Source organism: Roseovarius ramblicola, assembly GCF_042430665.1.
GTDB lineage: Bacteria > Pseudomonadota > Alphaproteobacteria > Rhodobacterales > Rhodobacteraceae > Roseovarius > Roseovarius ramblicola.
Genome location: NZ_JBHMEC010000030.1, coordinates 102,978 through 126,434 on the forward strand (window position 1 = coordinate 102,978; position 23,457 = coordinate 126,434).

Here is a 23,457-nt window from a genome sequence, read left to right on the forward strand (position 1 = left end):
GTTTGATCGAAACCCTGGGGGAAAGAGCGAGAACAGCCCCCACAGGTCGGGAGAAACCACATGATCCAGATGCAGACCAATCTGGATGTCGCTGACAACTCCGGCGCACGCCGGGTGCAGTGCATCAAGGTCCTGGGCGGGTCCAAGCGCAAATATGCGTCCGTTGGCGACATCATCGTCGTCTCGGTAAAGGAGGCCATCCCCCGCGGCCGCGTGAAGAAGGGCGACGTGCGCAAGGCCGTCGTCGTGCGCACCGCCAAGGAGGTCCGTCGCGATGACGGCACCGCCATCCGCTTTGACCGCAACGCCGCGGTGATCCTCAACAATTCGGGCGAGCCCATCGGCACCCGTATCTTCGGGCCGGTCGTCCGCGAACTGCGCTCCAAGAGCTTCATGAAGATCATCTCGCTCGCCCCGGAGGTGCTGTAAGATGGCCGCGAAACTGAAAAAGGGCGACAAGGTCGTCGTGCTCGCCGGCAAGGACAAGGGCCAGACAGGCACCATCCTCAGCGTCGATCCCAAGGCCGGCCGCGCCGTGGTCGAAGGCGTGAACATGGCGATCCGCCACACCCGCCAGAGCCAGCAGTCGCAGGGCGGCCGCATCCCGCAGCCGATGCCCATCGACCTCTCGAACCTCGCCATGACCGACAAGAACGGCAAGGCCACGCGCGTCGGCTTCCGCACCGAGGGTGACAGGAAGGTGCGCTATGCCAAGACCACGGGGGACGCGATCGATGCTTGATACGGCAACCTATATCCCGCGCCTGCGCACGCAGTTCCGCGACGTGATCAAGCCCGCTCTGAAGGAAGAGTTCGGCTACACCAACGACATGATGATCCCGCGGCTCGACAAGATCGTGCTCAACATCGGCTGCGGTGCCGAGGCGGTGAGGGACTCCAAGAAGGCCAAATCGGCGCAGGAAGACCTGAGCGCGATCGCAGGCCAGAAGGCGGTCACCACCAAGGCGCGCAATTCCATTGCTGGCTTCCGTCTGCGCGAGGGGATGCCGATCGGTGCCAAGGTCACGCTGCGCGGCGACCGGATGTATGACTTCCTCGACCGGCTCATCACCGTGGCCATGCCCCGCATCCGCGACTTCCGCGGCGTCCCGGGCAAGTCCTTTGACGGGCAGGGCAATTATGCCATGGGCATCAAGGAACACATCGTCTTTCCCGAAATCAACTTCGACAAGGTCGACGAAGTCTGGGGGCTGGACATCATCATCACAACCACGGCGAAGACCGACGCTGAAGCCAGGGCGCTGTTGAAGCATTTCAACATGCCCTTCAACAGCTGAGCCGGGGGAGGATCAAGACATGGCCAAGAAAGCAATGATCGAGCGCGAGAAGAAGCGCCAGAAGCTGGTGGATCGCTACGCCGGAAAGCGGGCTGCGCTCAAGGCGATCATCAAGGACGAATCGAAGTCGATGGAAGAGCGTTTCCGCGCCTCCCTCAAGCTCGCGCAACTGCCGCGCAACAGTTCGGCCACGCGCCTGCACAACCGCTGTCAGCTCACCGGGCGTCCGCACGCCTATTATCGCAAGCTGAAGATCAGCCGGATCGCCCTGCGCGACCTGGGCTCCGCCGGGCAGTTGCCCGGCGTGGTGAAATCGAGCTGGTAAGGAGGCCCGTGTGATGAACGATCCTGTCGGCGATATGCTCACCCGTATCCGCAACGCGCAGATGCGCGGCAAGTCCACGGTCCGCACCCCCGCCTCGAAGATGCGCGTGCGCGTGCTCGACGTGCTGGCGTCCGAGGGCTATATCCGCGGTTACGAATCCGCGACCGGCCCCACCGGGCACCCGGAGCTGGAAATCAGCCTCAAGTATTACGAGGGCACCCCGGTCATCCACGAGATGAAGCGGGTTTCCAAGCCGGGCCGCCGCGTCTACCTGGGCGTGAAGGACATCCCGCAGGTCCGTCAGGGCCTCGGCGTGTCGATTGTCTCCACCCCCAAGGGTGTGATGTCGGATGCAGCCGCGCGCGCCGCCAATGTCGGTGGCGAAGTGCTCTGCACGGTATTTTGAGGGAGGCCCGGACATGTCTCGTATCGGCAAGCAACCCGTGGCCCTGCCCGATGGCGTCACTGCCACGCTCTCGGGTCAGACCATCGAAATCAAGGGTCCCAAGGACGCCAAGACCTTCACCGCGACCGACGATGTGACCATCACAATCGAGGATGGCACCATCACCGTCACGCCGCGCGGCAAGTCCAAGCGCGCACGTCAGCAATGGGGCATGACCCGCACGGTCATCGCCAACATGGTGCACGGAGCCAAGGATAATTTCCGCCGCGAGCTGGAAATCCGCGGCGTCGGCTACCGGGCGGCGGTGCAGGGCAACGTGCTCAGGCTCAACCTCGGCTACAGCCATGACGTGGATTTCCCGATCCCGGACGGCGTGACGATCACGGCCCCCAAGCAGACCGAACTGGTGGTCGAGGGCACCGACAAGCAGCTCGTCGGCGAGGTCGCGGCCAATATCCGCGACTGGCGGCGTCCCGAGCCCTACAAGGGCAAGGGCATCCGCTACAAGGGCGAGTATATCTTCCAGAAGGAAGGCAAGAAGAAGTAAGGAACGCGACAGATGGCAAACAGCAAGAGAAAACTGTTCCTCAAACGCCGCCTGCGCGTTCGGAGCAAACTTCGCAAGGTGAACGCGGGGCGCGTGCGTCTCTCGGTCCACCGCTCGAACAAGAATATCAGCGTGCAGCTCATCGACGATGTGCAGGGCGTGACGCTGGCGGCGGCCTCGACCCTGGAAAAGGATCTGGGCTTTGTCGGCAAGTGCACCGTCGAGGCGGCGGCCAGGGTCGGAGAGACGGTCGCCGAACGGGCGAAGAAGGCCGGGGTGACCGAAGCCTATTTCGACCGCGGCGGCTTCATCTATCATGGCCGCGTCAAGGCGCTGGCCGATGCCGCGCGCGACGCCGGGCTGAAGATCTGAGGAGACGAGAGACATGGCAAGAGATGACAAACGCCGCGACCGTCGCGACCGCGACGAGACCCCGGAATTCGCCGACCGTCTCGTCGCGATCAACCGCGTCAGCAAGACGGTGAAGGGCGGCAAGCGCTTCGGCTTCGCCGCGCTCGTCGTCGTCGGTGACCAGAAGGGGCGCGTCGGCTTCGGCAAGGGCAAGGCCAAGGAGGTCCCCGAGGCCATCCGCAAGGCCACCGAGGCCGCCAAGCGCGGCATGATGCGCGTGCCGCTGCGCGAGGGCCGCACACTGCACCACGATATCGAGGGGCGGCACGGCGCCGGCAAGGTGGTGATGCGCACCGCTCCGCACGGCACCGGCATCATCGCGGGCGGGCCGATGCGCGCGGTGTTCGAGATGCTGGGTGTCCAGGACGTGGTCGCCAAGTCGAACGGTTCGCAGAACCCCTACAACATGATCCGCGCCACGCTCGATGGCCTGCGCAAGCAGACCAGCCCGCGCATGGTTGCGCAGCGTCGTGGCAAGAAGGTCGCCGACATCCTGAAAAAGGGTGACGAGGCCCCCGCCGCCGCGCCCGAGCCGGCAGAAGCGTAAGGAGGCCTGAGCATGGCAAAGACCATCGTCGTCAAGCAGATCGGCTCGCCGATCCGCCGCCCCGAGAAGCAGCGCCAGACCCTGATCGGTCTGGGGCTGAACAAGATGCACAAGACCCGTGAGCTTGAGGACACGCCCAGCATTCGCGGCATGATCGCCAAGATTCCGCATATGGTGCAGATCGTCGAGGAAAAGGGCTGAGCGCCGTTTTCTTCAAAAGAAAACGGTCCGGAAACTTTTGAAGTTTCCGAGCTCCTGGAATGAACGCCCCGGCCAGCGATGGCCGGGGCGTTGGTTGTCTCAGGACGCGGCGGTCCTCAATGGCCCTCGCCCCACCACCACACACCCCAGCGTCACCCGCAGCGCATCGGCCAGCTCGTCCACCGTCCCGGTCGAGACGAACAGCCCGCCGGTGGCGTCGGGCAGGCATTTCGCCACCGTTTCGCCGTCCAGGTCCTGTGCCTCGGGGCTGTTCCACGAGAACGGGTCATAGACCACGCGGAAGCCGATGACGTGCACGGTCAGCCCGGGCCGCTGCGCCGCCAGCCGCGCGCCCAATGCGCAGGGCGTTCCGCCGCAGGTTTCGTTGCCGTCCGTCACCAGCACCACGATCCCCTCGCCGCCCAAAACATCCGCCGCCGCCGCGACCGAGGCCGCGAGCGGCGTCAGACCTCCGGGCGCAATCCCCTCGATCCCTGCCACCACCTCCGCCCCGGCATCGGCGCGGGGGCCGAAGCGCAGGTCGATCCCGGCGCAGGCATGTGCGCCCCCCGGCCCGTAGGTCAGCAGCCCCACCCGCCGGACGGGCGCGATATCGGGCATCGCGTCGCGCACGGCGCGGCGGGCATCCATGATCCGCGTGGGCGCGGTCGGATCGTGGCCCACCTCGCCCATCGAGCCCGAACCGTCGAAAACCAGCATCGCGTCGCGCGCGCAGCCCATGGCGGCCTGCGGCGCGGGGCCGGGCAAGGCGGCGAGGCTGAGGGCAAGGGCGAGGGGCAGGGCGCGCATGGGCAGGCTCCGGGGGTCCAGATTTAGCCTAGCGCGGGCCGGGCGCTTGTCCAGAGGAGCAAGTCCTGCCACCGTCATCCCCGGGCCTGACCCGAGGACCGCTGGATCGGGAGATCGTCCGGTCACGCCGGACGATGACGGAAGACGCCCGGCAACGTGCCGCTTGCATGTCCCCGCAGCCCGGCCCTAGCGTACCGCCATGAAAACCATCGAGTATGTCTATTCCGCCCATTCCGCCTTTGCCTGGCTCGGCTCGACGCGCCTGTCGGAGATCTGCGCGCAGCACGGCGCGCGGCTGCTGCACAAGCCGATCGACCTGTCGCCGGTGATCGAGGCGGCGGGCGGGCTGCCCTTCGCGAAGCGCACGCAGGCGCATGTCGATTACTTCTTCGGCCGCGATATCGCGCGTTGGGCCGAATATCGCGGCGTGCCGGTGGTCCACCACCGCCCAACCCATCACGACGCGCCGCTCGCGCTGCCAAACGGCGCGATCATCGCGGCGCAGGAGGCCGGGCCAGGGGCCGATGCGCTGGCCCACGCGATCCTCGGCGCGCATTGGCGCGACGATGCCGACATCTCGGACCCGGACACGCTCGCGCCGCTGATCGCGGGCTGCGGGCTGGATGCGGACGCGATCCTGTCGGCGGCCCGCTCGGAGCCGGTGCAGGCCATCCACCGCGCCAATACCAAAGAGGCGATCGCGCGCAATGTCTTCGGCTCGCCCACCTATTTCGTCGGCGGTGATCCATTCTACGGTCAGGACCGGCTGGACATGGTGGACCGCGCGCTCGCCCGCCCCTTTGCGCCCGCCGAATGGCGCAACCCGCCGGTCGGCTGACAGACGGGCGGACAACTCGGCCACAACTCGGCCCTTGATCCCCGCGCGGCCTGCGTCTATACGCCCCCGGTGGCCCGAGGGCCTTCATCAACCCGCAAAGCCGTGGTCGGCCGCTCCCGTCGCTGGGGGCCGCATCCGGCAAGGAGAAGCGACAATGAAACTGCACGACCTTCACGACAATGATGGCGCCACCCGCCGCAAGAAGCGCATCGGCCGCGGCCCCGGCTCTGGCATGGGCAAGATGGGCGGACGCGGCATCAAGGGCCAGAAATCCCGCTCCGGCGTGGCGATCAAGGGCTACGAAGGCGGCCAGATGCCGCTCTACCAGCGCCTGCCCAAGCGCGGCTTCACCAAGCCGAACCGCAAATCCTACGCGGTGGTCAACCTCGGCCTGATCCAGAAATTCGTCGAGGCCGGCAAGATCGACGCAGGCCAGCCCGTCACCGAGGACGTGCTCGTGGCCTCGGGCCTCGTGCGCCGCAAGCGCGACGGCATCCGCGTGCTGGCCAAGGGCGAGGTGAGCACCAGGCTCGACCTGCACGTGTCCGGCGCGTCGAAATCCGCGGTCGAAGCGGTCGAGAAGGCCGGGGGCAGCCTCACGGTCACGACGGCGCAGGCCGCCGAATAAGAGGTTGTGAGCGGGCCCGGGCCCGCTTACATACGCCTCAGGTTTTCCGATGACGCCGCCTGAGCTGAAAACCGGCTTTGGCGGCGTTCGCACATGAGAGAGACCCGCGCATGGTATCTGCAGCAGAGCAAATGGCCGCCAACACAAGCTGGTCCGCGCTTGGCAAGGCCACCGATCTCCGCAACCGCATCCTGTTCACGCTCGGGCTGCTGATCGTCTATCGCCTTGGCACGTTCATTCCCGTCCCCGGCATCGACGGCGCGGCGCTGCGCGAGTTCATGGACGGCGCGCAGGCCACCATCGGCGGGATGCTATCGATGTTCACCGGCGGTGCGCTGGGGCGGATGGGCATTTTCGCCCTCGGGATCATGCCCTACATCTCGGCCTCGATCATCGTGCAACTCCTGACCGCGATGGTCCCGAAGCTTGAGCAGCTCAAGAAAGAGGGCGAGCAGGGGCGCAAGAAGATCAACCAGTATACCCGCTTCGGCACCGTCGGCCTTGCCACGCTGCAAAGCTACGGTCTGGCGGTCTCGCTCCAGTCGGGAGACATGGTTACCGATCCGGGCCTGTTCTTCATCGCGTCGTGCATGATCACGCTGGTCGGCGGTACCATGTTCCTGATGTGGCTGGGCGAGCAGATCACCGCGCGCGGTGTGGGCAATGGCATCTCGCTGATCATCTTCGTGGGCATCATTGCCGAGGTTCCCGCGGCGCTGGCACAGTTCTTCGCGTCGGGCCGCTCGGGCGCGATCAGCCCGGCGGTCATCATCGGCGTGATCCTGATGGTGGTGGCGGTCATTGCCTTCGTGGTGTTCATGGAGCGCTCCTTGCGCAAGATCCACATCCAGTACCCGCGTCGGCAGGTGGGGATGAAGGTCTATGACGGCGGCTCGTCGCACCTGCCGGTCAAGGTCAACCCGGCGGGCGTGATCCCGGCGATCTTCGCCTCGTCGTTGCTGTTGTTGCCGGCCACGGTGGGAACGTTCTCGGGCAATGCCACCAGCCCGGTCATGTCCACGATCCTCGCCTATTTCGGCCCCGGACAGCCGCTCTACCTGCTGTTCTTCTCGGGCATGATCATCTTCTTCACCTATTTCTACACGTTCAACGTGGCGTTCAAGCCCGATGACGTGGCCGAGAACCTCAAGAATCAGAACGGCTTCGTCCCCGGCATCCGCCCGGGCAAGCGCACCGAGGAATTCCTCGAATACGTGCTCAACCGGCTGCTTGTTCTGGGATCGATCTACCTGACGGCGGTGTGCCTGTTGCCCGAGATTTTGCGTGGGCAGTTCGCGATCCCGTTCTATTTCGGCGGTACCTCGGTGCTGATCGTGGTCTCGGTCACGATGGACACGATCCAGCAGGTGCAATCGCATCTCCTGGCCCATCAGTACGAGGGGCTGATCGAGAAATCGCAACTGAGCGGCAAGGGCCGGAAGAAGGGCCGCCGCAAGGCCAAGGGAGGGGCACGCCGATGAACATCATTCTTCTGGGACCGCCGGGCGCGGGCAAGGGCACGCAGGCGCAGATGCTGGTCGAGAGCCGCGACATGATCCAGCTTTCGACCGGCGACATGCTGCGCGAGGCCAAGGCGAGCGGCTCGGAGATGGGCAAGGTGGTGGCCGACGTGATGGCGCGCGGCGATCTGGTGACCGACGACATCGTGATCGGCCTGATCCGCGAGAAACTGCAGGGCGACAAGCGCGGCGGGTTCATCTTTGACGGCTTCCCGCGCACGCTGGCGCAGGCGGACGCGCTCGCCGCGCTGCTCGAAGAGCAGGGCGAGACGCTCGACGCCGTGGTGGAAATGCAGGTCGATGACGAGACGCTCGTGAAACGTATCGTCGGTCGCGCCGCCGAGGCCGCCGCCGCCGGGCAACCCGTGCGCGCCGACGACAACGAGGACAGCGTCCGCCACCGGCTGATGGAGTACTACAAGAAAACCGCGCCGCTGATCGGCTATTACCACGCCAAGGGGCAGCTTGCCTCCGTCGATGGCATGGGCAGCATGGACGAGGTCAAGGCGGCGATTGCGGACGCGCTTGACAAATGACCGGACGGGGCTTGACGCCCCCTTCATTTCCCCATAACCAGCCCTATCTCTCGCGCGAGAGCGATTCCCACCGGGGGCAGCCCGGCGGTATCGACATCCCGAATTCAGCTGCGGCCCGGAGCGGTAAACGCCTCGGGCCTGCGTTGTGAAAAAAGGTTCTGGTGCTACGGAACCGCAACGAAAAGGAAAAGACACTTGGCACGTATCGCCGGCGTTAACATCCCGACATCGAAACGGGTGCCCGTCGCCCTCACCTACATCACCGGAATCGGCCCCTCCTCGGCGCGGGCCATCTGCGAGGCCGCTGGCATCGACCAGGCCCGCCGCGTCAACGAGCTGTCTGACGCCGAGGCGCTGGCCCTGCGCGAGCACATCGACGCCAACTACACCGTCGAGGGCGATCTGCGCCGCGAGACGCAGATGAACATCAAGCGTCTGATGGATCTCGGCTGCTATCGCGGGCTGCGCCACCGCCGCAACCTGCCGGTCCGCGGCCAGCGCACCCATACCAACGCCCGCACCCGCAAGGGCCCGGCGAAACCCATCGCCGGCAAGAAGAAATAAGGGAGGGCACAGGATATGGCACGCGATACACGCAAGACAAGCCGCACCAAGAAGAAGGCCTCCAAGAACATCGCCACCGGCGTGGCGCATGTGAACTCGTCCTTCAACAACACCAAGGTCCTGATCTCCGACGTGCAGGGCAATGCCATTGCCTGGTCGTCGGCGGGCACGATGGGCTTCAAGGGGTCGCGCAAATCGACGCCTTACGCCGCGCAGCTTGCCGCAGAGGACGCCGGCAAGAAGGCGCAGGAGCACGGTATGCGCACGCTCGAGGTCGAGGTGCAGGGCCCCGGATCGGGCCGCGAATCGGCGCTGCGCGCACTCGCCGCGGTGGGGTTCAACATCACCTCGATCCGCGACGTTACCCCGATCACCCATAACGGCTGCCGCCCGCCGAAGCGCCGCCGCGTCTGACCGGATCGTAATCCAGGCGGGCCGTGCCATCTGCGCGGCCCGTCACGTCATTTGAAAACCTCGGGCGTCGCAGCCCACCGGACATGGGGCTGCGACAGGAATGGAGGGATGCATGATCCACAAGAATTGGGCCGAGCTGGTCAAGCCGACACAGCTCGAGATCAAGCCGGGCAACGATCCGCTGCGTCAGGCGGTTGTCGTGGCCGAGCCTCTCGAGCGCGGCTTCGGCCTGACGCTCGGCAATGCGCTGCGGCGCGTGCTCTTGTCGTCGCTGCAGGGCGCGGCCATCACCGCCGTGCAGATGGACAACGTGCTGCACGAGTTTTCCTCGGTCGCCGGTGTGCGCGAGGATGTCACCGACATCGTGCTCAACCTCAAGGGCGTGGCCATCCGAATGGAGGTCGAGGGCCCCAAGCGGCTGACCGTCAACGCCAAGGGGCCGGGCGTCGTCACCGCCGGGGACATTTCCGACAGCGCGGGGATCGAGATCCTCAACCGCGATCACGTCATCTGTCACCTCGACGAGGGGGCGGAATTCTACATGGAACTGACCGTCAATACCGGCAAGGGCTATGTCGCCGCCGACAAGAACAAGCCCGAGGACGCGCCGATCGGCCTGATCCCGATCGACGCGATCTACTCGCCGATCAGCCGGGTCAGCTACGAGGTGCAGCCCACCCGCGAGGGCCAGGTGCTCGACTATGACAAGCTGACCATGAAGATCGAGACCGACGGCGCGATCACCCCCGAGGATGCCGTGGCCTATGCCGCGCGGATCATCCAGGACCAGTTGTCGATCTTCGTCAATTTCGACGAGCCGGAATCCGCCGGTCGGCAGGATGCCGACGACGGGCTCGAATTCAACCCGCTGCTGCTGAAGAAGGTGGACGAGCTCGAGCTCAGCGTGCGCTCGGCCAACTGCCTGAAGAACGACAACATCGTCTATATCGGCGATCTCATCCAGAAGACCGAGGCCGAGATGCTGCGCACGCCGAACTTCGGCCGCAAGTCGCTCAATGAGATCAAGGAAGTGCTGTCGGGCATGGGCCTGCACCTCGGCATGGATGTCGAGGACTGGCCGCCGGACGATATCGAGGACCTCGCCAAGAAATTCGAGGACGCCTTTTGAGATAGGGGGAACGGAAACTTCAAAGGTTTCCGTTCCGATTTCTTTCAAGGAAATCGGTTCCCCCGACACCCGGGCAATCCCGCCCCAAGGAGAGCGGCTGACACGCATCAGACCGCCGGACAAAGCAAAACACGAAGGAGAAAGACATGCGTCACGCAAGAGGATACCGCCGCCTCAACCGCACCCACGAGCACCGCAAGGCGCTGTGGGCGAACATGGCCGGCGCGCTCATCGAACATGAGCAGATCAAGACCACCCTGCCCAAGGCCAAGGAATTGCGCCGGGTGGTGGAAAAGCTCGTCACCCTGGGCAAGCGCGGCGATCTGCACGCCCGCCGCCAGGCCGCCGCGCAACTCAAGCAGGAGGCGCATGTCGCCAAGCTGTTCGACGTGATCGGACCCCGCTACAACGACCGGCAGGGCGGCTATGTGCGCGTGCTCAAGGCCGGGTTCCGCTATGGCGACATGGCCCCGATGGCGATCATCGAGTTCGTCGAGCGCGACCCCGACGCCAAGGGTGCCGCCGACCGCGCCCGCGTCGCCGCCGAAGAGGCCGAGGACGAATAAGCCCGTCCAACGCTTCTGAACGGATTTGCCCCCGCCCTCACCGGCGGGGGTTTTTCGTGCGTGGGATTTGGGTATTTGGGCCAGGAAGAAGCGCAGGAGCCTTGCATTGCGGCACCCGCCCCGCCTATCTCGGGGCACGCTGTGCGATAACAGAAAGGCCGCGCTACCCGTGTTCCGACGCCTCTGCCTTGTCCTGACCCTGCTCGCCGCGCCCGCCGCCATGGCCCAGATGCGCGTGCCCGGCACCGCCGCCGAAATCGCCACCGGCTTCGTGCCCGTGGTGCGCGAGGCGGCCCCGGCGGTGGTCAACATCTATGCCAGCCGCGTCGTCGAGAGCCGACGCAGCCCGTTCATGTCCGACCCGTTCTTCGGGCGGTTCTTTCGCGAGTTCGGGCGCGCGCGCCCGCGCGTGCAGAATTCGCTCGGCTCGGGCGTGATCCTGTCGCCCGATGGCATCGTGGTGTCGAATTACCATGTCGTCGGCGAGGCCACGGATATCCGCGTGGTGCTCAACGACCGGCGCGAATATGCCGCGCGGGTCCTGCTGGGCGACGAGGAATCGGACCTCGCCATCCTGCAGGTGGAGGACGCGCCGGACCTGCCCGCGCTCAAGCTGCGCGACAGCGACAGCGTCGAGGTGGGCGAGCTGGTGCTGGCCATCGGCAACCCGTTCGGCGTGGGCCAGACGGTCAGCAGCGGGATCGTGTCGGGGCTGGCCCGGTCGGGCACGGCGATGGGCTCGGCGCGGGGCTATTTCATTCAGACCGACGCGCCGATCAATCCCGGCAATTCCGGCGGCGCGCTGGTGGACGTGAACGGCCAGCTCATTGGCATCAACACCGCCATCCTGTCGCGCTCGGGCGGCTCGAACGGCATCGGCTTTGCCATCCCCGCTGACCTCGTGGCGCAGTTCGTGGCACAGGCACGGGCGGGTAACAAGAGCTTCGAGCGGCCCTGGGCCGGGCTTTCGGGGCAGATCGTGACCCCTGACATGGCCGAGGGGCTGGGCCTCGACCGGCCGCGCGGGCTGGTGATCTCGCAGGTGCACAGCCGGAGTCCCTTTGCCGGGCATCTCGTCCCCGGCGACGTGGTCACCGCCGTCGATGGTGAGCCGGTGAACAGCCCCGCCGAGATGGTCTATCGCCTGTCGCTGGCGGGCATCGGGGCCGAGGCCACAGTCACCCGGCTGCGCGACGGACAGGCCGCGCAAATCCCGGTGGCGCTCATCGCCGCGCCCGGGACGCCGCCGCGCGACCGGCGCGTGACCGGGCGGGCGGCGGCGCTGCCGGAGGTGACACTGGTGACAATCAATCCCGCCGTCATCGACGCGCATGACCTGCCGCTGGCGGCCTCCGGCGTGCTGATCGAGGCACCGGGCCCCTATGGCGGGCGCGTCGGACTGCGGGCGGGCGACATCCTGCGCGAGATCAATGGTCAGGAGACGCCCGACACCGCCACCGCCGCTGCCGCGCTGCGCGCCGCCGGGCGCACGCTCGTGCTCGGGCTCGTGCGCGACGGGCGCCGCCTGTCGCTTCGGCTCAGGCTCTGAGCGTGGCGGACCTGTTCGATACCGCCCCCGGCGCAGAGCCGCCCGCGGGCGCTCCCCGCCCGCTCGCGGACCGGCTGCGGCCGCGCGCGCTGTCCGAGGTGATCGGGCAGCAGGACCTGCTCGGCCCCGAGGGCGCGCTTGGCGCGATGCTGGCGGCGGGCAGTCTCGGCTCGCTTATCCTGTGGGGGCCGCCGGGCGTGGGCAAGACCACCATCGCGCGGCTTCTGGCCGACGAGACCGATCTGCATTTCGTGCAGATCAGTGCCATTTTCAGCGGCGTGGCCGAGCTGCGCCGCGTGTTCGACGAGGCGCGCCACCGGCGCGCGCAAGGACAGGGCACGCTGCTATTCGTGGACGAGATTCACCGCTTCAACCGCGCGCAGCAGGACGCGTTCCTGCCGCATATGGAGGACGGCACGATCCTGCTGGTGGGGGCGACCACGGAAAACCCGTCGTTTGAATTGAACGCCGCGCTGATGAGCCGGGCGCAGGTGCTGGTGCTGGCGCGGCTGGGCCTCGCCGACCTGGAATTGCTGGCGCAGCGGGCCGAGCAGGATCTGGGCCGCGCGCTGCCGCTCGACGGCCCGGCGCGCGAGACCCTGCTGGAGATGGCCGATGGCGACGGGCGCGCGCTTCTCAACCTGATCGAGCAGGTGGCGGCGTGGCGGGTGGAGGGCAGGCTCGACACGCAGGCGCTCACCTCGCGGCTGATGCGGCGCGCGGCGCAATACGACAAGTCGGGTGACGCGCATTACAATCTCATCTCGGCGCTGCACAAATCGGTACGCGGCTCGGACCCGGATGCGGCGCTCTACTGGCTGGCGCGGATGCTGGCGGGGGGCGAGGACCCGCGTTACCTTGCCCGGCGCATCACGCGGATGGCGATCGAGGATATCGGCCTCGCCGACAGCCACGCGCAGACCGTGTGCCTGCACGCATGGGAGATATACGAGCGCCTCGGCAGCCCCGAGGGCGAGCTGGCGCTGGCGCAGGCAGTGATCTATCTCGCGCTGGCACCCAAGTCGAACGCGGGCTACGCCGCCTGGAAATCCGCCCTGCGCGACGCGAAGAAGACCGGCTCCGAGCCGCCCCCCAAGCATATCCTGAACGCGCCCACCTCCCTGATGAAGGAACAGGGTTACGGCGCGGGCTACGAATACGACCACGACGCCGAGGACGGGTTCTCGGGGCAGGACTATTTCCCCGAGGGCATGAAACGCCCGGTTTATTACCTGCCGCCCGAGCGCGGATTCGAGCGCGAGCTGAAAAAGCGGCTCGATTACTTCGCGCGCCTGCGCGCGCGGCGGGGCTGATCTGCGCGCGATGCTGCGGCGCGGCGATCCGGTTCACCTTATCTTATTGATTTGCAAAAGCTTGTTATCAAGGCTGGAAACCGGGGTTATTTCGTGTTTTGATAAAGTCATGTCGTTTTTGAGCATCCTGACAGGGCCTCTGACACGGAAGCTGAACCCCAAGGCCGCGCAAGCGAGTCTTGCAACGACAGATCAACCACAAAACAGGGAAGTCCCATGACGAGGAAAACCGACCAGATCCTTATGGATCGCCTGGCGATGGCTGCCCGCGAGGGCAAGATCTCGCGGCGCTCCTTTATGCATTACGCGGGGGTCGCGGGTGTCACCGCCACCGCCGCCACCGGCTTGTGGAGCAAATCCGCAGCCGCCCAGCCGCAGCGCGGCGGCACGTTCCGCTGGGGTGTTCATGACGGCAACAGCTCGGACACCCATGATCCGGGCACCTATGTGACGCGGCAGATGATCTTCCTGGCGCACACGCACCGCAGCTACCTGACCATGATCACACCCGAGAACGGTCTCGGCCCCGATCTCGCGACCGAATGGTCGGCCACCCCCGACGCGGCGGAGTGGACGTTCAAGCTCAACGAGAACGCCACCTTCCACAGCGGCAGGAAATGCACCGCGCAGGACGTGGTGGACAGCCTCAACCACCACCGCGGCGACGACTCGACCTCGGCGGCCAAGGCGCTGCTGACCGACGTGACCGACGTCAAGGCCGATGGCGATTACACGGTGGTCATCACGCTGTCGCGCGGCAATGCCGACCTGCCCTGGCTGATGACGGACTATCACTTTGCCATCTGCCCCTCGGACGGCGAGGGCGGCATCGACTGGGCGTCCGGCGACGGCACCGGCCCCTACAAGATCGACTCGGGCGAGCCCGGCATCCAGTGGGAGCTGAGCCGCCACGACGGCTGGCACGGCGAGGGCGCGTATTTCGACAAAGTGGCCATGATCATCCTCAACGACCCGAACGCGCGCCAGACGGCGCTGGTGACGGGCGATGTGGATGCCGTGTCGCTGATCGAGCTCAAGACGCTGGCCCTGCTGGAGCGCAACCCGAACATCACGGTGGACAACATCCCCTCGGGCGGCGCGATCACCATGCCGATGCACTGCAACACCGCGCCGTTCGATGACGTCAACGTGCGCAACGCGCTCAAGCTCTCCATCGACCGCGACGAGATCATCGAGAAGATCTCGTTCGGCGCGGCGACCAAGGCCAACGACTTCCACCTGTCGCCGGTGCAGCCCTACTGGCCCGACGACATCCCGCAGCGCGAGTATGACCCGGATCAGGCGAAATCGCTGCTCAAGAAGGCGGGGCAGGAGGGGCTTTCGGTCAACATGTCGGTGGCCGAGAGCGTCTATACCGGCGCCGTGGACATGTGCGTGCTCTATGCAGAGCAGGCCAAGGCCGCGGGCATCAACATCAACGTGGTGCGCGAGCCCAATGACGGCTACTACTCCGATGTCTGGCTGAAAAAGCCGTTCTCGGCCGTCTCCTGGGGTGCGCGTCCGACGCCCGACGTGATGTTCACGCTGGCCTACAAATCCGACGCCGCCTGGAACGAGACCTACTGGAAGAACGAGCGCTTCAACGAGTTGCTGCTTCAGGCCAAGGGCGAGCTTGACAACGATCTCCGCGCCGAGATGTACCGCGAGATGTGCCTGCTGATGCGCAACGACGGCGGTACGCTCCTGCCGTTCTTCAACAACTGGGTCTATGCCCGCGGCAAGGGCGTCGAGCGCGGCGAGAACGTCGCGGCAAGCTGGTCCTGCGACGGCGCGCGCGCCGCGAGCCGCTGGTGGTTCTCCACCTGACCGGTCGACACGACATGGCGGCGGCCCCCGCGTGACGGGGGCCGCTCGCGTCACTCAAAGGCGGGAGAAAACGCGAAAAATGTTTCGCCGCCCACGAAAAAAACCGCTAGCCTGACCGGATAACAACGCAGCCGGCAAAGGCGCGGATGCACAACAGCAGGAGGGAAAGATGGGGGACATTCTTGGACTTGTCGCCAAGCGACTGGGTCTGGGACTGATCATTCTACTGGTCATTTCCGTGATTATCTTCTTCATGGTCGAATTATTGCCCGGCGATATCGCCACCGCGGTGCTGGGGCAGGGCGCGACGCCCGAGAACCTCGCCGCGCTGCGCAAGGAAATGGGCCTCGATCAACCGGCCATCGTTCGTTACTTCGACTGGCTTTCCGGCGCGGTGATGTTCGATTTCGGCAACTCCATCGTCACCGGGCAGAGCGTGACCGAGACCATCGGCGAGCGCTTCGCCAACACGCTGTTCCTCGCGACCTATGCCGCCGCGATCGCGGTGCCGGTGTCGATCGTGCTGGGTGTGCTCGTGGCGCTGGCGCGCAACTCGATCTTCGACCGGGTGGCCAACGTCGCCACGCTCACCTCGATCTCGAGCCCGGAATTCTTCCTCGGCTACATCCTGATCCTGTATCTCGCGGTCAACACGGGCATGTTCCCGGCCATCGCGAGCCTGCGCGAGGGCATGGATTTCTTCGAACTGCTGCACCGCACCTTCCTGCCGGCGCTGACGCTGGTGCTGGTGGTGACGGCGCACATGATGCGCATGACGCGCGCGTCGATCATCAACCTGCTGTCGTCGCCCTATATCGAGATGGCGCGGCTAAAGGGCACGCCGCCCTGGAAGGTGATCGTCAAGCACGCCCTGCCCAACGCCTGGGCGCCGATCATCAACGTGGTGGCGCTCAACCTCGCCTATCTCATCACCGGCGTGGTGCTGGTCGAGGTGGTGTTCGTCTATCCCGGCATCGGACAGGCGCTTGTGGACGCGGTGTCCAAACGCGACTTCCCGGTGGTGCAGGCCTGCTGCCTGATCTTCGCCGCGACCTTCATCCTGCTCAACCTGGCAGCCGATGTCGGCGCGATCCTCACCAATCCGCGTCTGCGGCATCCGAAATAAGGGGGCAGGGACATGAGTGTTTTCGTCATAATCTACTACACCCTGCTTCTGGGCGCATCCTGCCTGGCGGCGTATTACAACAAGCGGTCGGCCTTCCTGCTGCTGTTCTCGCTCACGCTCGTTTCCTTCGTGCTGGGCATCGTCGGCGGTGTCCCGGCGCTCAAGTTCGTGGCGATCTCGGCGGGGCTTCTGGCCATGGCCGCAATGGTCTCCTACGGGTTCCGCGAGTTTCTCGTCGCCATTTCCTCGGTCAACATGGCCAAGGAACTGCGCACCGCGCCGCTCACTGCGGGGTTCGGGATGTTCGTGATCTTCACCTACGCGGTGGCGGGCATCTTCGCGCCGATCATCGCGCCGTTCGGCGAGGCAGAGGTGATCGCCTCGGCCTTTGCCCCGGCGGATGAGACCATGCTCCTCGGGGGGGATCAGTTGGGGCGCGACATGTTCAGCCGTCTCATCTACGGCGCGCGCAATACCGTGGCGCTGGCGCTGGTGGGGACGGTTCTGGCCTTTGTCCTCGGCGCGCTTGCCGGGCTTCTGGCGGCGACGACGGGGGGCTATTTCGATCAGTTCCTCGGGCGGATGTCGGATGTCATCATGTCGATCCCGTCGCTGATCTTCGCGCTGCTGATGCTGTCGATCTTTGGCGGTGACCTCGCCAACAATACCACCAGCTTCTGGCTGCTCGTGGGCTTTGCGTCGGTGGTGGGCGTGCTGATGGTGGCCGCCGTGTCCGAGAGCAGCGTCATCGGCTGGGTCATCGGCCTCGCCGTCATGGCCGGGTTCGCGGCGGTGTTTGCCGGGGCCATGCTCACCATCTTCAACTCGTCCGAGGTGATCCTCGTGCTCGTGGTGGCGGTGATCTACAGCCCCCGCGTCTTCCGCCTCACCCGGGCGGTTGCGGGCAACGTGGTGGTCATGGACTATATCGAGGCGGCCAAGCTGCGCGGCGAGCGCAAGTGGTACCTGATCCGCCGCGAGATCCTGCCCAACTCCACCGCCCCGCTGGTGGCCGAGTTCGGGCTGGAATTCTGCTTCGTGTTCCTGCTCATCGCCGGCCTTTCGTTCCTTGGCCTCGGCATTCAGCCGCCCACGGCGGACTGGGGCTCGATGGTGCGCGAGAACGCGACGCTGATCTCGTTTGGCGAGATCACGCCGCTCATTCCGGCGGCCGCGATCGCGCTTCTGACCGTCGCCGTAAACTTCGTGGTGGACTGGATGCTCTACCGCTCCTCTGGCCTGAAGGTGTGAACCGATGACCAAGAAAAAAGACGTTCTGCTGAAAATCCGCGATCTCAAGATCGAGGGCTACTCCGACGAGACATGGGTGCCCATCATCAAGGGGGTGGACCTCACGCTCCACCGCGGCGAGGTGATGGGTCTCATCGGCGAGTCGGGGGCCGGCAAATCGACCATCGGCGCGGCCTGCATGGGCTATGCCCGCGACGGCACGCGCATCGTGGACAGCACCATCGAGTTCGACGGGATGGAGCTGACCACCGCGACGGAGGCCGACAAGCGCGCCCTGCGCGGCTCGCGGATCGCCTACGTGGCGCAATCCGCCGCCGCCTCGTTCAACCCCTCGCACAAGCTGATCGACCAGCACACCGAGGCCCCCCTGCAATACCGGCTCAAGAAACGGCTGGAGGCGCAGGAGGACGCGATGGAGCTTTACGAAAAGCTCCGCCTGCCCAACCCGCAGGAGATCGGTTTCCGCTATCCGCACCAGGTCTCGGGCGGGCAGTTGCAGCGCGCGATGACCGCGATGGCGATGTCCTGCCGCCCCGATCTCATCATCTTCGACGAGCCGACGACGGCGCTCGACGTGACCACGCAGATCGAGGTGCTCTCGGCGATTCGCGACATCGTGGACGAGTTCAACACCGCGGCGATCTACATCACCCATGACCTTGCGGTGGTGGCGCAGATGGCCGACACGATCAAGGTGCTCCTGAAGGGCGAGGAGGTCGAGGAGGCCCCCACCCGCGAGATGCTCGAGAACCCGCAGGAGGACTACACCAAGTCGCTCTGGGCGGTGCGCGGCTTCAAGAGCCCGCAGCGCAAGCGGCCCGATGACGGCTCTCCGCCGCTCATCTCGGTGCGTAACGTGGACGCGTCCTATACCGGCGGCGAAAAGGTGCTCGACGATGTCAGCTTCGATATCTACCCCGGCATGACTGTCGCGGTGGTGGGCGAGTCGGGCTCGGGCAAATCGACCACGGCGCGCTGCATCACCGGGCTGCTGCCGCCCTCCAAGGGCGAGGTGCTGTTCAAGGGCGAGCCGTTCCCGCCCGATTACCGCAACCGCACCAAGGATCAGTTGCGGCAGTGCCAGATGATCTACCAGATGGCCGACACGGCGCTCAATCCCAAGGTGCGCATCTCTGAGATCATCGGCCGCCCGGCGGCGTTCTACGGCGGGCTCAAGGGGGCGGCGCTGAAGAACCGGATCGACGAGTTGCTCGACCTGATCGAGCTGGAGCCGGCGCAATACTACAACCGCTATCCGCCGGAGCTGTCGGGCGGGCAGAAACAGCGCATCGGCATCGCCCGCGCGCTCGCCGCCGAGCCTACATTCATCGTCTGTGACGAGGTGACATCGGCGCTCGATCAGCTCGTGGCCGAGGGCATTCTGCGGCTTCTCGACCGGCTCCAGAACGAGCTCAACCTCGCCTACATGTTCATCACCCACGACCTCGCGACCGTGCGCTCGATCGCCGACGAGGTGGTGGTGATGCAGCACGGCAAGGTGGTCGAGCAGGGGCCCAAGGACGAGATGTTCACGCCCCCGCACCACCCCTATACCGACCTGCTGCTCAGCTCGGTGCCCGAGATGGACCCCGACTGGCTCACCACGCTTCTTGAAGAACGCGGCGTGGACAACGTGGGCGACGCGGCATCGGCCAAGATCGACCCGAACGACCCCAGGGTCTCGGGGGCGTCGGCCTGACAACGCAAAAGCCGCGACCGGACAATCCCGGTCGCGGCGAAATGCTGCGCGGTGCCGTGCTCAGGTGCGGCTCAGAGGACCGCCATGGCCGACAGCACAAAGGTGCCGACGATCGCGCCATAGACGATCAGGACAGCCTGCCAGGAGGCAGAGTGCATACGCAGTTCGCGGTTCAGCTCATCGCGGGTCATATCTTGCCTCCTTGGCGCCAGAGTTGTTCCTGCAAGCGGTGCATCGCTCACACCCGCCACATAAGGATAAATCGTGGCGGCGCAATGACCATCTGAACGAAAATCCATGCATTGGCGGAATGCCGCTGCGGCGTTTTTAGCATGGCGGGCAAAAGCGAAACGGCTGGGGGCGAAAACGACATTGACTCCCGGCCTGGAGGGGACCTTTGCAGCCTGGTGCCGATGCGCGGAATCGAGGCGTGCTCGCACGCCCCCGAGCGGGCGCCATTCACCCTCTCAACCTATTGCAATCGTTGGCATATGCCGCACCATAAAGCGCGCTGATGAACGGTTGGAGCGCCCACTCGCGGTCGGGCAGTGCGCGGCTCACCCGAATGTCCGCAACCGGCCGGAACCGCCCCGCCGGGCGCTTCGCGCCGTCACGCGGCGTTGCCCTGCAACGCCATCACCTCCAGCGCCCCCTCCTGCCGCGCACGGATCGCCTGCGCTGCCGCGTGCGCGCCCGCAAGCGTGGTGAAATACGGGATCTTGTCGTAGAGCGCGACCGAGCGGATGTCGCGGCTGTCCTCGACCGCCTGCGCGCCCTCGGTGGTGTTCATCACCAGCGCGACCTGCCCGTCCTTGAGCAGGTCCACGATGTTGGGCCGACCCTCGTAGACCTTGTTGACCACCTCGCAGTCGAGCCCCGCTTCGGTCAGGAACGCCGCCGTGCCGCGTGTCGCCACTAGGGTAAAGCCCAGCCCGGTCAGCACCTGCGCGGTCTCCACCAGTTGCGCGGTCTTGTCGCCGTCCCTGATCGACACGAACACGCGCCCCCCCTCGGGCAGGTGCACCCCCGCCCCCATCTGCGCCTTCAGAAACGCACGGGGGAAGGACACGTCCCAGCCCATCACCTCGCCAGTCGAGCGCATTTCCGGCCCGAGGATGGTATCGACGCCCGGAAAGCGCGCGAAGGGCAGCACCGCCTCCTTGACCGAGAACCACGGCATGTCCGGGTCCGCCAGCGTCATCTGGTCGGCCATCGGCAGGCTGCCGGGCACCGCCCCCTCGGGATAGGGGCCGCGCGCCGGGAAATTCTCCATCGTCTCGCCCGCCATCAGCCGCGCGGCAATGGCGGCGATAGCCGAATCGGTGGCCTTGGCGACAAAGGGCACGGTGCGGCTGGCGCGCGGGTTCACCTCGATGAGGTAGATCTCCTCGCCCTTGACCGCGAACTGCACGTTCATCAGCCCCACGACATTGAGCGCCCGCGCGAGCGCCTCGGTCTGGCGCCTGATCTCGCCGATGATCGCCGGCGGCAGCGAGTAGGGCGGCAGCGAGCAGGCTGAATCGCCCGAGTGCACGCCCGCCTCCTCGATATGCTGCATGATCCCCGCGACATGCACGCGCGTGCCGTCGCACAGCGCGTCCACGTCGCACTCGATCGCCCCCGACAGATAGCCGTCGAGCAGCACCGGGCTCTTGCCCGAGACCACGACCGCCTCGGCGATGTAGCGTTCCAGATGGGCCATGTCGCGCACGATCTCCATCGCCCGTCCGCCCAGCACGTAGGACGGGCGGATGACCAGCGGAAAGCCGATGTCCTCGGCAATGGCCAGCGCCTGCGCGTCGGTGCTGGCGATGCCGTTCTGCGGCTGCCTGAGGCCCAGCCGGATCACCAGGTCCTGGAACCGCTCGCGATCCTCTGCGAGGTCGATGGCGTCGGGTGTCGTCCCGAGGATCGGGATGCCCTCGGCCTCCAGCCCGCGGGCCAGTTTGAGCGGCGTCTGCCCGCCGAACTGCACGATCACGCCGTGCAGCGTGCCGTTCTCCTGCTCGACGCGCAGGATTTCCATCACATGCTCGAACGTCAGCGGCTCGAAATAGAGCCGGTCCGAGGTGTCGTAATCGGTGCTGACCGTCTCGGGGTTGCAGTTGATCATGATCGTCTCGTAGCCCGCGTCGCTGAGCGCGAAACAGGCGTGACAGCAGCAGTAATCGAACTCGATCCCCTGGCCGATCCGGTTCGGCCCGCCGCCGAGGATCACCACCTTTTTCGCGTCCGAGGGGCGCGCCTCGCATTCCACATCGTCCGAACCGGGGCCCATCATCGGGGCCTCGTAGGTGGAATACATGTAGGGCGTCTGCGCCTCGAACTCGGCGGCGCAGGTGTCGATCCGCTTGAACACCGCGTGCACGCCCAGGTTCTGCCGCGCGCGGCGCACCTGATCCTCGTCGCGGCCCGTGAGCATGGCCAGCCGCGCATCGGTAAAGCCCATCATCTTGAGACGACGCAACCCGTCCTCGGTCATCGGCAGGCCGTCGTGGCGAATGCGCGCCTCGGCCTCGACGATCTCGCGGATACGGGCGAGGAACCATGGGTCATAGGCGGTGGCAGCGTTGATCTCGTCATCGCTCAGCCCGTGGCGCATCGCCTGCGCGATGGTGCGCATCCGGTCAGGCGTGGCGACCGACAGCGCACGCGTGATCGCGGCCTTGCCCTGCACGGGGTCTGCGGCCCCCTCGATCTCGACCTCGTCAAAGCCCGACAGGCCGGTCTCCATCGACGCCAGCGCCTTTTGCAGGCTCTCGTGGATGGTGCGGCCGATGGCCATCGCCTCGCCCACCGATTTCATCGCGGTGGTGAGGTGGGGCTGGCTGCCGGGGAATTTCTCGAAGGCAAAGCGCGGGATTTTCGTAACCACGTAGTCGATGGACGGCTCAAAGCTGGCAGGCGTCACCTTGGTGATGTCGTTGTCCAGCTCATCGAGCGTATAGCCCACCGCCAGCTTGGCCGCGATCTTGGCGATGGGAAAGCCGGTGGCCTTGCTTGCCAGCGCCGAGGAGCGCGACACGCGCGGGTTCATCTCGATCACCACCATGCGCCCGTCCTCGGGGTTCACGGCCCATTGCACGTTCGACCCGCCGGTCTCGACCCCGATCTCGCGCAGCACGGCAATGGAGCCGTTGCGCATGATCTGGTATTCCTTGTCGGTCAGCGTGAGGGCAGGGGCCACGGTGATCGAATCGCCCGTGTGCACGCCCATCGGGTCGACGTTCTCGATGGAGCAGACGATGATCGCGTTGTCCGCGCGGTCGCGGACCACCTCCATCTCGTATTCCTTCCAGCCCAGCAGGCTCTCGTCGATCAGGATCTGGCTGACCGGCGAGGCATCGAGGCCGGATTTGCAGTAGTGGATATAGTCGTCGCGGTTATACGCCACCCCGCCGCCGGTGCCGCCCAGGGTATAGGCCGGGCGGATGATCGCGGGCAGGCCGACGTAATCAATCGCCGCCATGCACTCGTCCATGTTGTTGGCGATGGTGGCCTTGGGGTTCTCGATGCCCAGCCGGTCCATCGCCTCGCGGAAAAGCTTGCGGTCCTCCGCCATCTCGATGGCGGCGCGGTTGGCACCGATCAATTCCACGCCGAATGTCTCCAGCACGCCCATGTCGGCCACGGCGAGCGCGGTGTTGAGACCGGTCTGCCCGCCCATCGTCGGCAGCAATGCGTCGGGCCGCTCCTTCTCGATGATGCGGGCCACGGTCTCGGGGGTGATCGGCTCGATATAGGTGGCGTCGGCCAGCCCCGGATCGGTCATGATCGTCGCCGGGTTCGAGTTCACCAGGATGACGCGATAGCCTTCCTCGCGCAGCGCCTTGCAGGCCTGCGCCCCGGAATAGTCGAACTCGCAGGCCTGTCCGATGATGATGGGCCCCGCGCCGATAATCATGATGGACTTGATATCGGTTCTTTTCGGCATGTCGGTCCCCGGCAGCTT

25 protein-coding genes are annotated in these 23,457 nt (G+C 65.9%); 23 read left to right on the forward strand and 2 right to left on the reverse strand.

Annotation, left to right across the window (positions count from 1 at the left end):
- Positions 1 to 60 precede the first annotated feature (60 nt).
- From rplN to rpmD, 9 genes are read left to right on the forward strand one after another with little or no spacing between them, the layout of a single operon-like run.
- Positions 61 to 429 carry a 50S ribosomal protein L14 gene (gene rplN / locus ACFFU4_RS17300; RefSeq protein WP_377071125.1) on the forward strand — a complete coding sequence of 123 codons (369 nt, stop codon included), beginning with the start codon at positions 61 to 63 and terminating at the stop codon, positions 427 to 429.
- Between the two features lies 1 nt (position 430).
- Positions 431 to 742 carry a 50S ribosomal protein L24 gene (gene rplX, locus ACFFU4_RS17305; protein WP_377071127.1) on the forward strand — a complete coding sequence of 104 codons (312 nt, stop codon included), beginning with the start codon at positions 431 to 433 and terminating at the stop codon, positions 740 to 742.
- Positions 735 to 1,298 (forward strand): 50S ribosomal protein L5, encoded by a 564-nt coding sequence (gene rplE, locus ACFFU4_RS17310; protein ID WP_377071128.1) that lies wholly within the window; start codon positions 735 to 737, stop codon positions 1,296 to 1,298. The genes rplX and rplE overlap by 8 nt, the downstream gene beginning before the upstream one ends.
- A gap of 19 nt (positions 1,299 to 1,317) precedes the next feature.
- Complete coding sequence (gene rpsN, locus ACFFU4_RS17315) at positions 1,318 to 1,623, forward strand: 30S ribosomal protein S14 (protein WP_377071129.1); 306 nt, start codon at positions 1,318 to 1,320, stop codon at positions 1,621 to 1,623.
- 13 nt (positions 1,624 to 1,636) lie between these two features.
- Complete coding sequence (rpsH, locus tag ACFFU4_RS17320) at positions 1,637 to 2,029, forward strand: 30S ribosomal protein S8 (RefSeq protein WP_377071130.1); 393 nt, start codon at positions 1,637 to 1,639, stop codon at positions 2,027 to 2,029.
- 13 nt (positions 2,030 to 2,042) lie between these two features.
- Positions 2,043 to 2,576, forward strand: a complete 534-nt coding sequence (gene rplF / locus ACFFU4_RS17325) for a 50S ribosomal protein L6 (protein WP_377071131.1) — start codon at positions 2,043 to 2,045, stop codon at positions 2,574 to 2,576.
- A gap of 12 nt (positions 2,577 to 2,588) precedes the next feature.
- A complete protein-coding gene (rplR, locus tag ACFFU4_RS17330) occupies positions 2,589 to 2,948 on the forward strand; it encodes a 50S ribosomal protein L18 (protein ID WP_377071132.1) in 360 nt (119 codons plus the stop codon).
- Between the two features lie 13 nt (positions 2,949 to 2,961).
- On the forward strand, positions 2,962 to 3,534 hold the full coding sequence (gene rpsE / locus ACFFU4_RS17335; protein ID WP_377071133.1) for a 30S ribosomal protein S5: 573 nt from the start codon (positions 2,962 to 2,964) through the stop codon (positions 3,532 to 3,534).
- 12 nt (positions 3,535 to 3,546) lie between these two features.
- A complete protein-coding gene (gene rpmD / locus ACFFU4_RS17340) occupies positions 3,547 to 3,735 on the forward strand; it encodes a 50S ribosomal protein L30 (protein WP_377071134.1) in 189 nt (62 codons plus the stop codon).
- A 99-nt stretch (positions 3,736 to 3,834) separates the two neighbouring features.
- Here rpmD and ACFFU4_RS17345 read toward each other — a convergent pair whose 3' ends face one another.
- Positions 3,835 to 4,545: a vWA domain-containing protein gene (locus ACFFU4_RS17345; protein WP_377071135.1), complete on the reverse strand. Its 711-nt coding sequence runs from the start codon at positions 4,543 to 4,545 to the stop codon at positions 3,835 to 3,837.
- Positions 4,546 to 4,744: 199 nt separating this feature from the next.
- On the opposite strand from ACFFU4_RS17345, the gene ACFFU4_RS17350 reads away from it, so the two are divergent.
- From ACFFU4_RS17350 to ACFFU4_RS17415, 14 genes are all read left to right on the forward strand, one after another.
- The gene (locus tag ACFFU4_RS17350) at positions 4,745 to 5,383 is read left to right on the forward strand and encodes a 2-hydroxychromene-2-carboxylate isomerase (RefSeq protein ID WP_377071136.1); all 639 of its coding nucleotides are present in this window, start codon (positions 4,745 to 4,747) and stop codon (positions 5,381 to 5,383) included.
- Between the two features lie 154 nt (positions 5,384 to 5,537).
- Positions 5,538 to 6,011 (forward strand): 50S ribosomal protein L15, encoded by a 474-nt coding sequence (gene rplO / locus ACFFU4_RS17355; protein WP_377071137.1) that lies wholly within the window; start codon positions 5,538 to 5,540, stop codon positions 6,009 to 6,011.
- Between the two features lie 110 nt (positions 6,012 to 6,121).
- Complete coding sequence (gene secY, locus ACFFU4_RS17360; RefSeq protein WP_377071138.1) at positions 6,122 to 7,492, forward strand: preprotein translocase subunit SecY; 1,371 nt, start codon at positions 6,122 to 6,124, stop codon at positions 7,490 to 7,492.
- Positions 7,489 to 8,067, forward strand: a complete 579-nt coding sequence (locus ACFFU4_RS17365) for an adenylate kinase (protein WP_377071139.1) — start codon at positions 7,489 to 7,491, stop codon at positions 8,065 to 8,067. The genes secY and ACFFU4_RS17365 overlap by 4 nt, the downstream gene beginning before the upstream one ends.
- Positions 8,068 to 8,262: 195 nt before the next feature.
- A complete protein-coding gene (gene rpsM, locus ACFFU4_RS17370) occupies positions 8,263 to 8,631 on the forward strand; it encodes a 30S ribosomal protein S13 (protein WP_377071140.1) in 369 nt (122 codons plus the stop codon).
- Between the two features lie 15 nt (positions 8,632 to 8,646).
- Positions 8,647 to 9,045 (forward strand): 30S ribosomal protein S11, encoded by a 399-nt coding sequence (rpsK, locus tag ACFFU4_RS17375; protein ID WP_377071141.1) that lies wholly within the window; start codon positions 8,647 to 8,649, stop codon positions 9,043 to 9,045.
- A gap of 112 nt (positions 9,046 to 9,157) precedes the next feature.
- Positions 9,158 to 10,174, forward strand: a complete 1,017-nt coding sequence (locus tag ACFFU4_RS17380; protein ID WP_377071142.1) for a DNA-directed RNA polymerase subunit alpha — start codon at positions 9,158 to 9,160, stop codon at positions 10,172 to 10,174.
- A gap of 146 nt (positions 10,175 to 10,320) precedes the next feature.
- The gene (gene rplQ, locus ACFFU4_RS17385; RefSeq protein ID WP_377071144.1) at positions 10,321 to 10,740 is read left to right on the forward strand and encodes a 50S ribosomal protein L17; all 420 of its coding nucleotides are present in this window, start codon (positions 10,321 to 10,323) and stop codon (positions 10,738 to 10,740) included.
- Positions 10,741 to 10,909: 169 nt separating this feature from the next.
- Complete coding sequence (locus tag ACFFU4_RS17390) at positions 10,910 to 12,289, forward strand: trypsin-like peptidase domain-containing protein (RefSeq protein WP_377071145.1); 1,380 nt, start codon at positions 10,910 to 10,912, stop codon at positions 12,287 to 12,289.
- Positions 12,290 to 12,291: 2 nt separating this feature from the next.
- On the forward strand, positions 12,292 to 13,602 hold the full coding sequence (locus ACFFU4_RS17395) for a replication-associated recombination protein A (RefSeq protein ID WP_377071146.1): 1,311 nt from the start codon (positions 12,292 to 12,294) through the stop codon (positions 13,600 to 13,602).
- Between the two features lie 216 nt (positions 13,603 to 13,818).
- Positions 13,819 to 15,429, forward strand: a complete 1,611-nt coding sequence (locus tag ACFFU4_RS17400) for an ABC transporter substrate-binding protein (RefSeq protein ID WP_377071147.1) — start codon at positions 13,819 to 13,821, stop codon at positions 15,427 to 15,429.
- A gap of 169 nt (positions 15,430 to 15,598) precedes the next feature.
- The gene (locus ACFFU4_RS17405; RefSeq protein ID WP_377071149.1) at positions 15,599 to 16,555 is read left to right on the forward strand and encodes an ABC transporter permease; all 957 of its coding nucleotides are present in this window, start codon (positions 15,599 to 15,601) and stop codon (positions 16,553 to 16,555) included.
- A gap of 12 nt (positions 16,556 to 16,567) precedes the next feature.
- A complete protein-coding gene (locus ACFFU4_RS17410; protein WP_377071150.1) occupies positions 16,568 to 17,806 on the forward strand; it encodes an ABC transporter permease in 1,239 nt (412 codons plus the stop codon).
- A 4-nt stretch (positions 17,807 to 17,810) separates the two neighbouring features.
- Positions 17,811 to 19,505, forward strand: a complete 1,695-nt coding sequence (locus ACFFU4_RS17415; RefSeq protein WP_377071151.1) for an ABC transporter ATP-binding protein — start codon at positions 17,811 to 17,813, stop codon at positions 19,503 to 19,505.
- A gap of 610 nt (positions 19,506 to 20,115) precedes the next feature.
- On the opposite strand, the gene carB is transcribed toward ACFFU4_RS17415, so the two are convergent.
- Complete coding sequence (gene carB / locus ACFFU4_RS17420) at positions 20,116 to 23,439, reverse strand: carbamoyl-phosphate synthase large subunit (RefSeq protein WP_377071152.1); 3,324 nt, start codon at positions 23,437 to 23,439, stop codon at positions 20,116 to 20,118.
- Positions 23,440 to 23,457 lie beyond the last annotated feature (18 nt).

Coding starts and splice junctions, on each gene's coding strand:
- rplN (WP_377071125.1), top strand. CDS start 61: ATGATCCAGATGCAGACCAATCTGGATGTCGCTGACAACTCCGGCGCA.
- rplX (WP_377071127.1), top strand. CDS start 431: ATGGCCGCGAAACTGAAAAAGGGCGACAAGGTCGTCGTGCTCGCCGGC.
- rplE (WP_377071128.1), top strand. CDS start 735: ATGCTTGATACGGCAACCTATATCCCGCGCCTGCGCACGCAGTTCCGC.
- rpsN (WP_377071129.1), top strand. CDS start 1,318: ATGGCCAAGAAAGCAATGATCGAGCGCGAGAAGAAGCGCCAGAAGCTG.
- rpsH (WP_377071130.1), top strand. CDS start 1,637: ATGAACGATCCTGTCGGCGATATGCTCACCCGTATCCGCAACGCGCAG.
- rplF (WP_377071131.1), top strand. CDS start 2,043: ATGTCTCGTATCGGCAAGCAACCCGTGGCCCTGCCCGATGGCGTCACT.
- rplR (WP_377071132.1), top strand. CDS start 2,589: ATGGCAAACAGCAAGAGAAAACTGTTCCTCAAACGCCGCCTGCGCGTT.
- rpsE (WP_377071133.1), top strand. CDS start 2,962: ATGGCAAGAGATGACAAACGCCGCGACCGTCGCGACCGCGACGAGACC.
- rpmD (WP_377071134.1), top strand. CDS start 3,547: ATGGCAAAGACCATCGTCGTCAAGCAGATCGGCTCGCCGATCCGCCGC.
- ACFFU4_RS17345 (WP_377071135.1), bottom strand. CDS start 4,545: ATGCGCGCCCTGCCCCTCGCCCTTGCCCTCAGCCTCGCCGCCTTGCCC.
- ACFFU4_RS17350 (WP_377071136.1), top strand. CDS start 4,745: ATGAAAACCATCGAGTATGTCTATTCCGCCCATTCCGCCTTTGCCTGG.
- rplO (WP_377071137.1), top strand. CDS start 5,538: ATGAAACTGCACGACCTTCACGACAATGATGGCGCCACCCGCCGCAAG.
- secY (WP_377071138.1), top strand. CDS start 6,122: ATGGTATCTGCAGCAGAGCAAATGGCCGCCAACACAAGCTGGTCCGCG.
- ACFFU4_RS17365 (WP_377071139.1), top strand. CDS start 7,489: ATGAACATCATTCTTCTGGGACCGCCGGGCGCGGGCAAGGGCACGCAG.
- rpsK (WP_377071141.1), top strand. CDS start 8,647: ATGGCACGCGATACACGCAAGACAAGCCGCACCAAGAAGAAGGCCTCC.
- ACFFU4_RS17380 (WP_377071142.1), top strand. CDS start 9,158: ATGATCCACAAGAATTGGGCCGAGCTGGTCAAGCCGACACAGCTCGAG.
- rplQ (WP_377071144.1), top strand. CDS start 10,321: ATGCGTCACGCAAGAGGATACCGCCGCCTCAACCGCACCCACGAGCAC.
- ACFFU4_RS17400 (WP_377071147.1), top strand. CDS start 13,819: ATGACGAGGAAAACCGACCAGATCCTTATGGATCGCCTGGCGATGGCT.
- ACFFU4_RS17405 (WP_377071149.1), top strand. CDS start 15,599: ATGGGGGACATTCTTGGACTTGTCGCCAAGCGACTGGGTCTGGGACTG.
- ACFFU4_RS17410 (WP_377071150.1), top strand. CDS start 16,568: ATGAGTGTTTTCGTCATAATCTACTACACCCTGCTTCTGGGCGCATCC.
- ACFFU4_RS17415 (WP_377071151.1), top strand. CDS start 17,811: ATGACCAAGAAAAAAGACGTTCTGCTGAAAATCCGCGATCTCAAGATC.
- carB (WP_377071152.1), bottom strand. CDS start 23,439: ATGCCGAAAAGAACCGATATCAAGTCCATCATGATTATCGGCGCGGGG.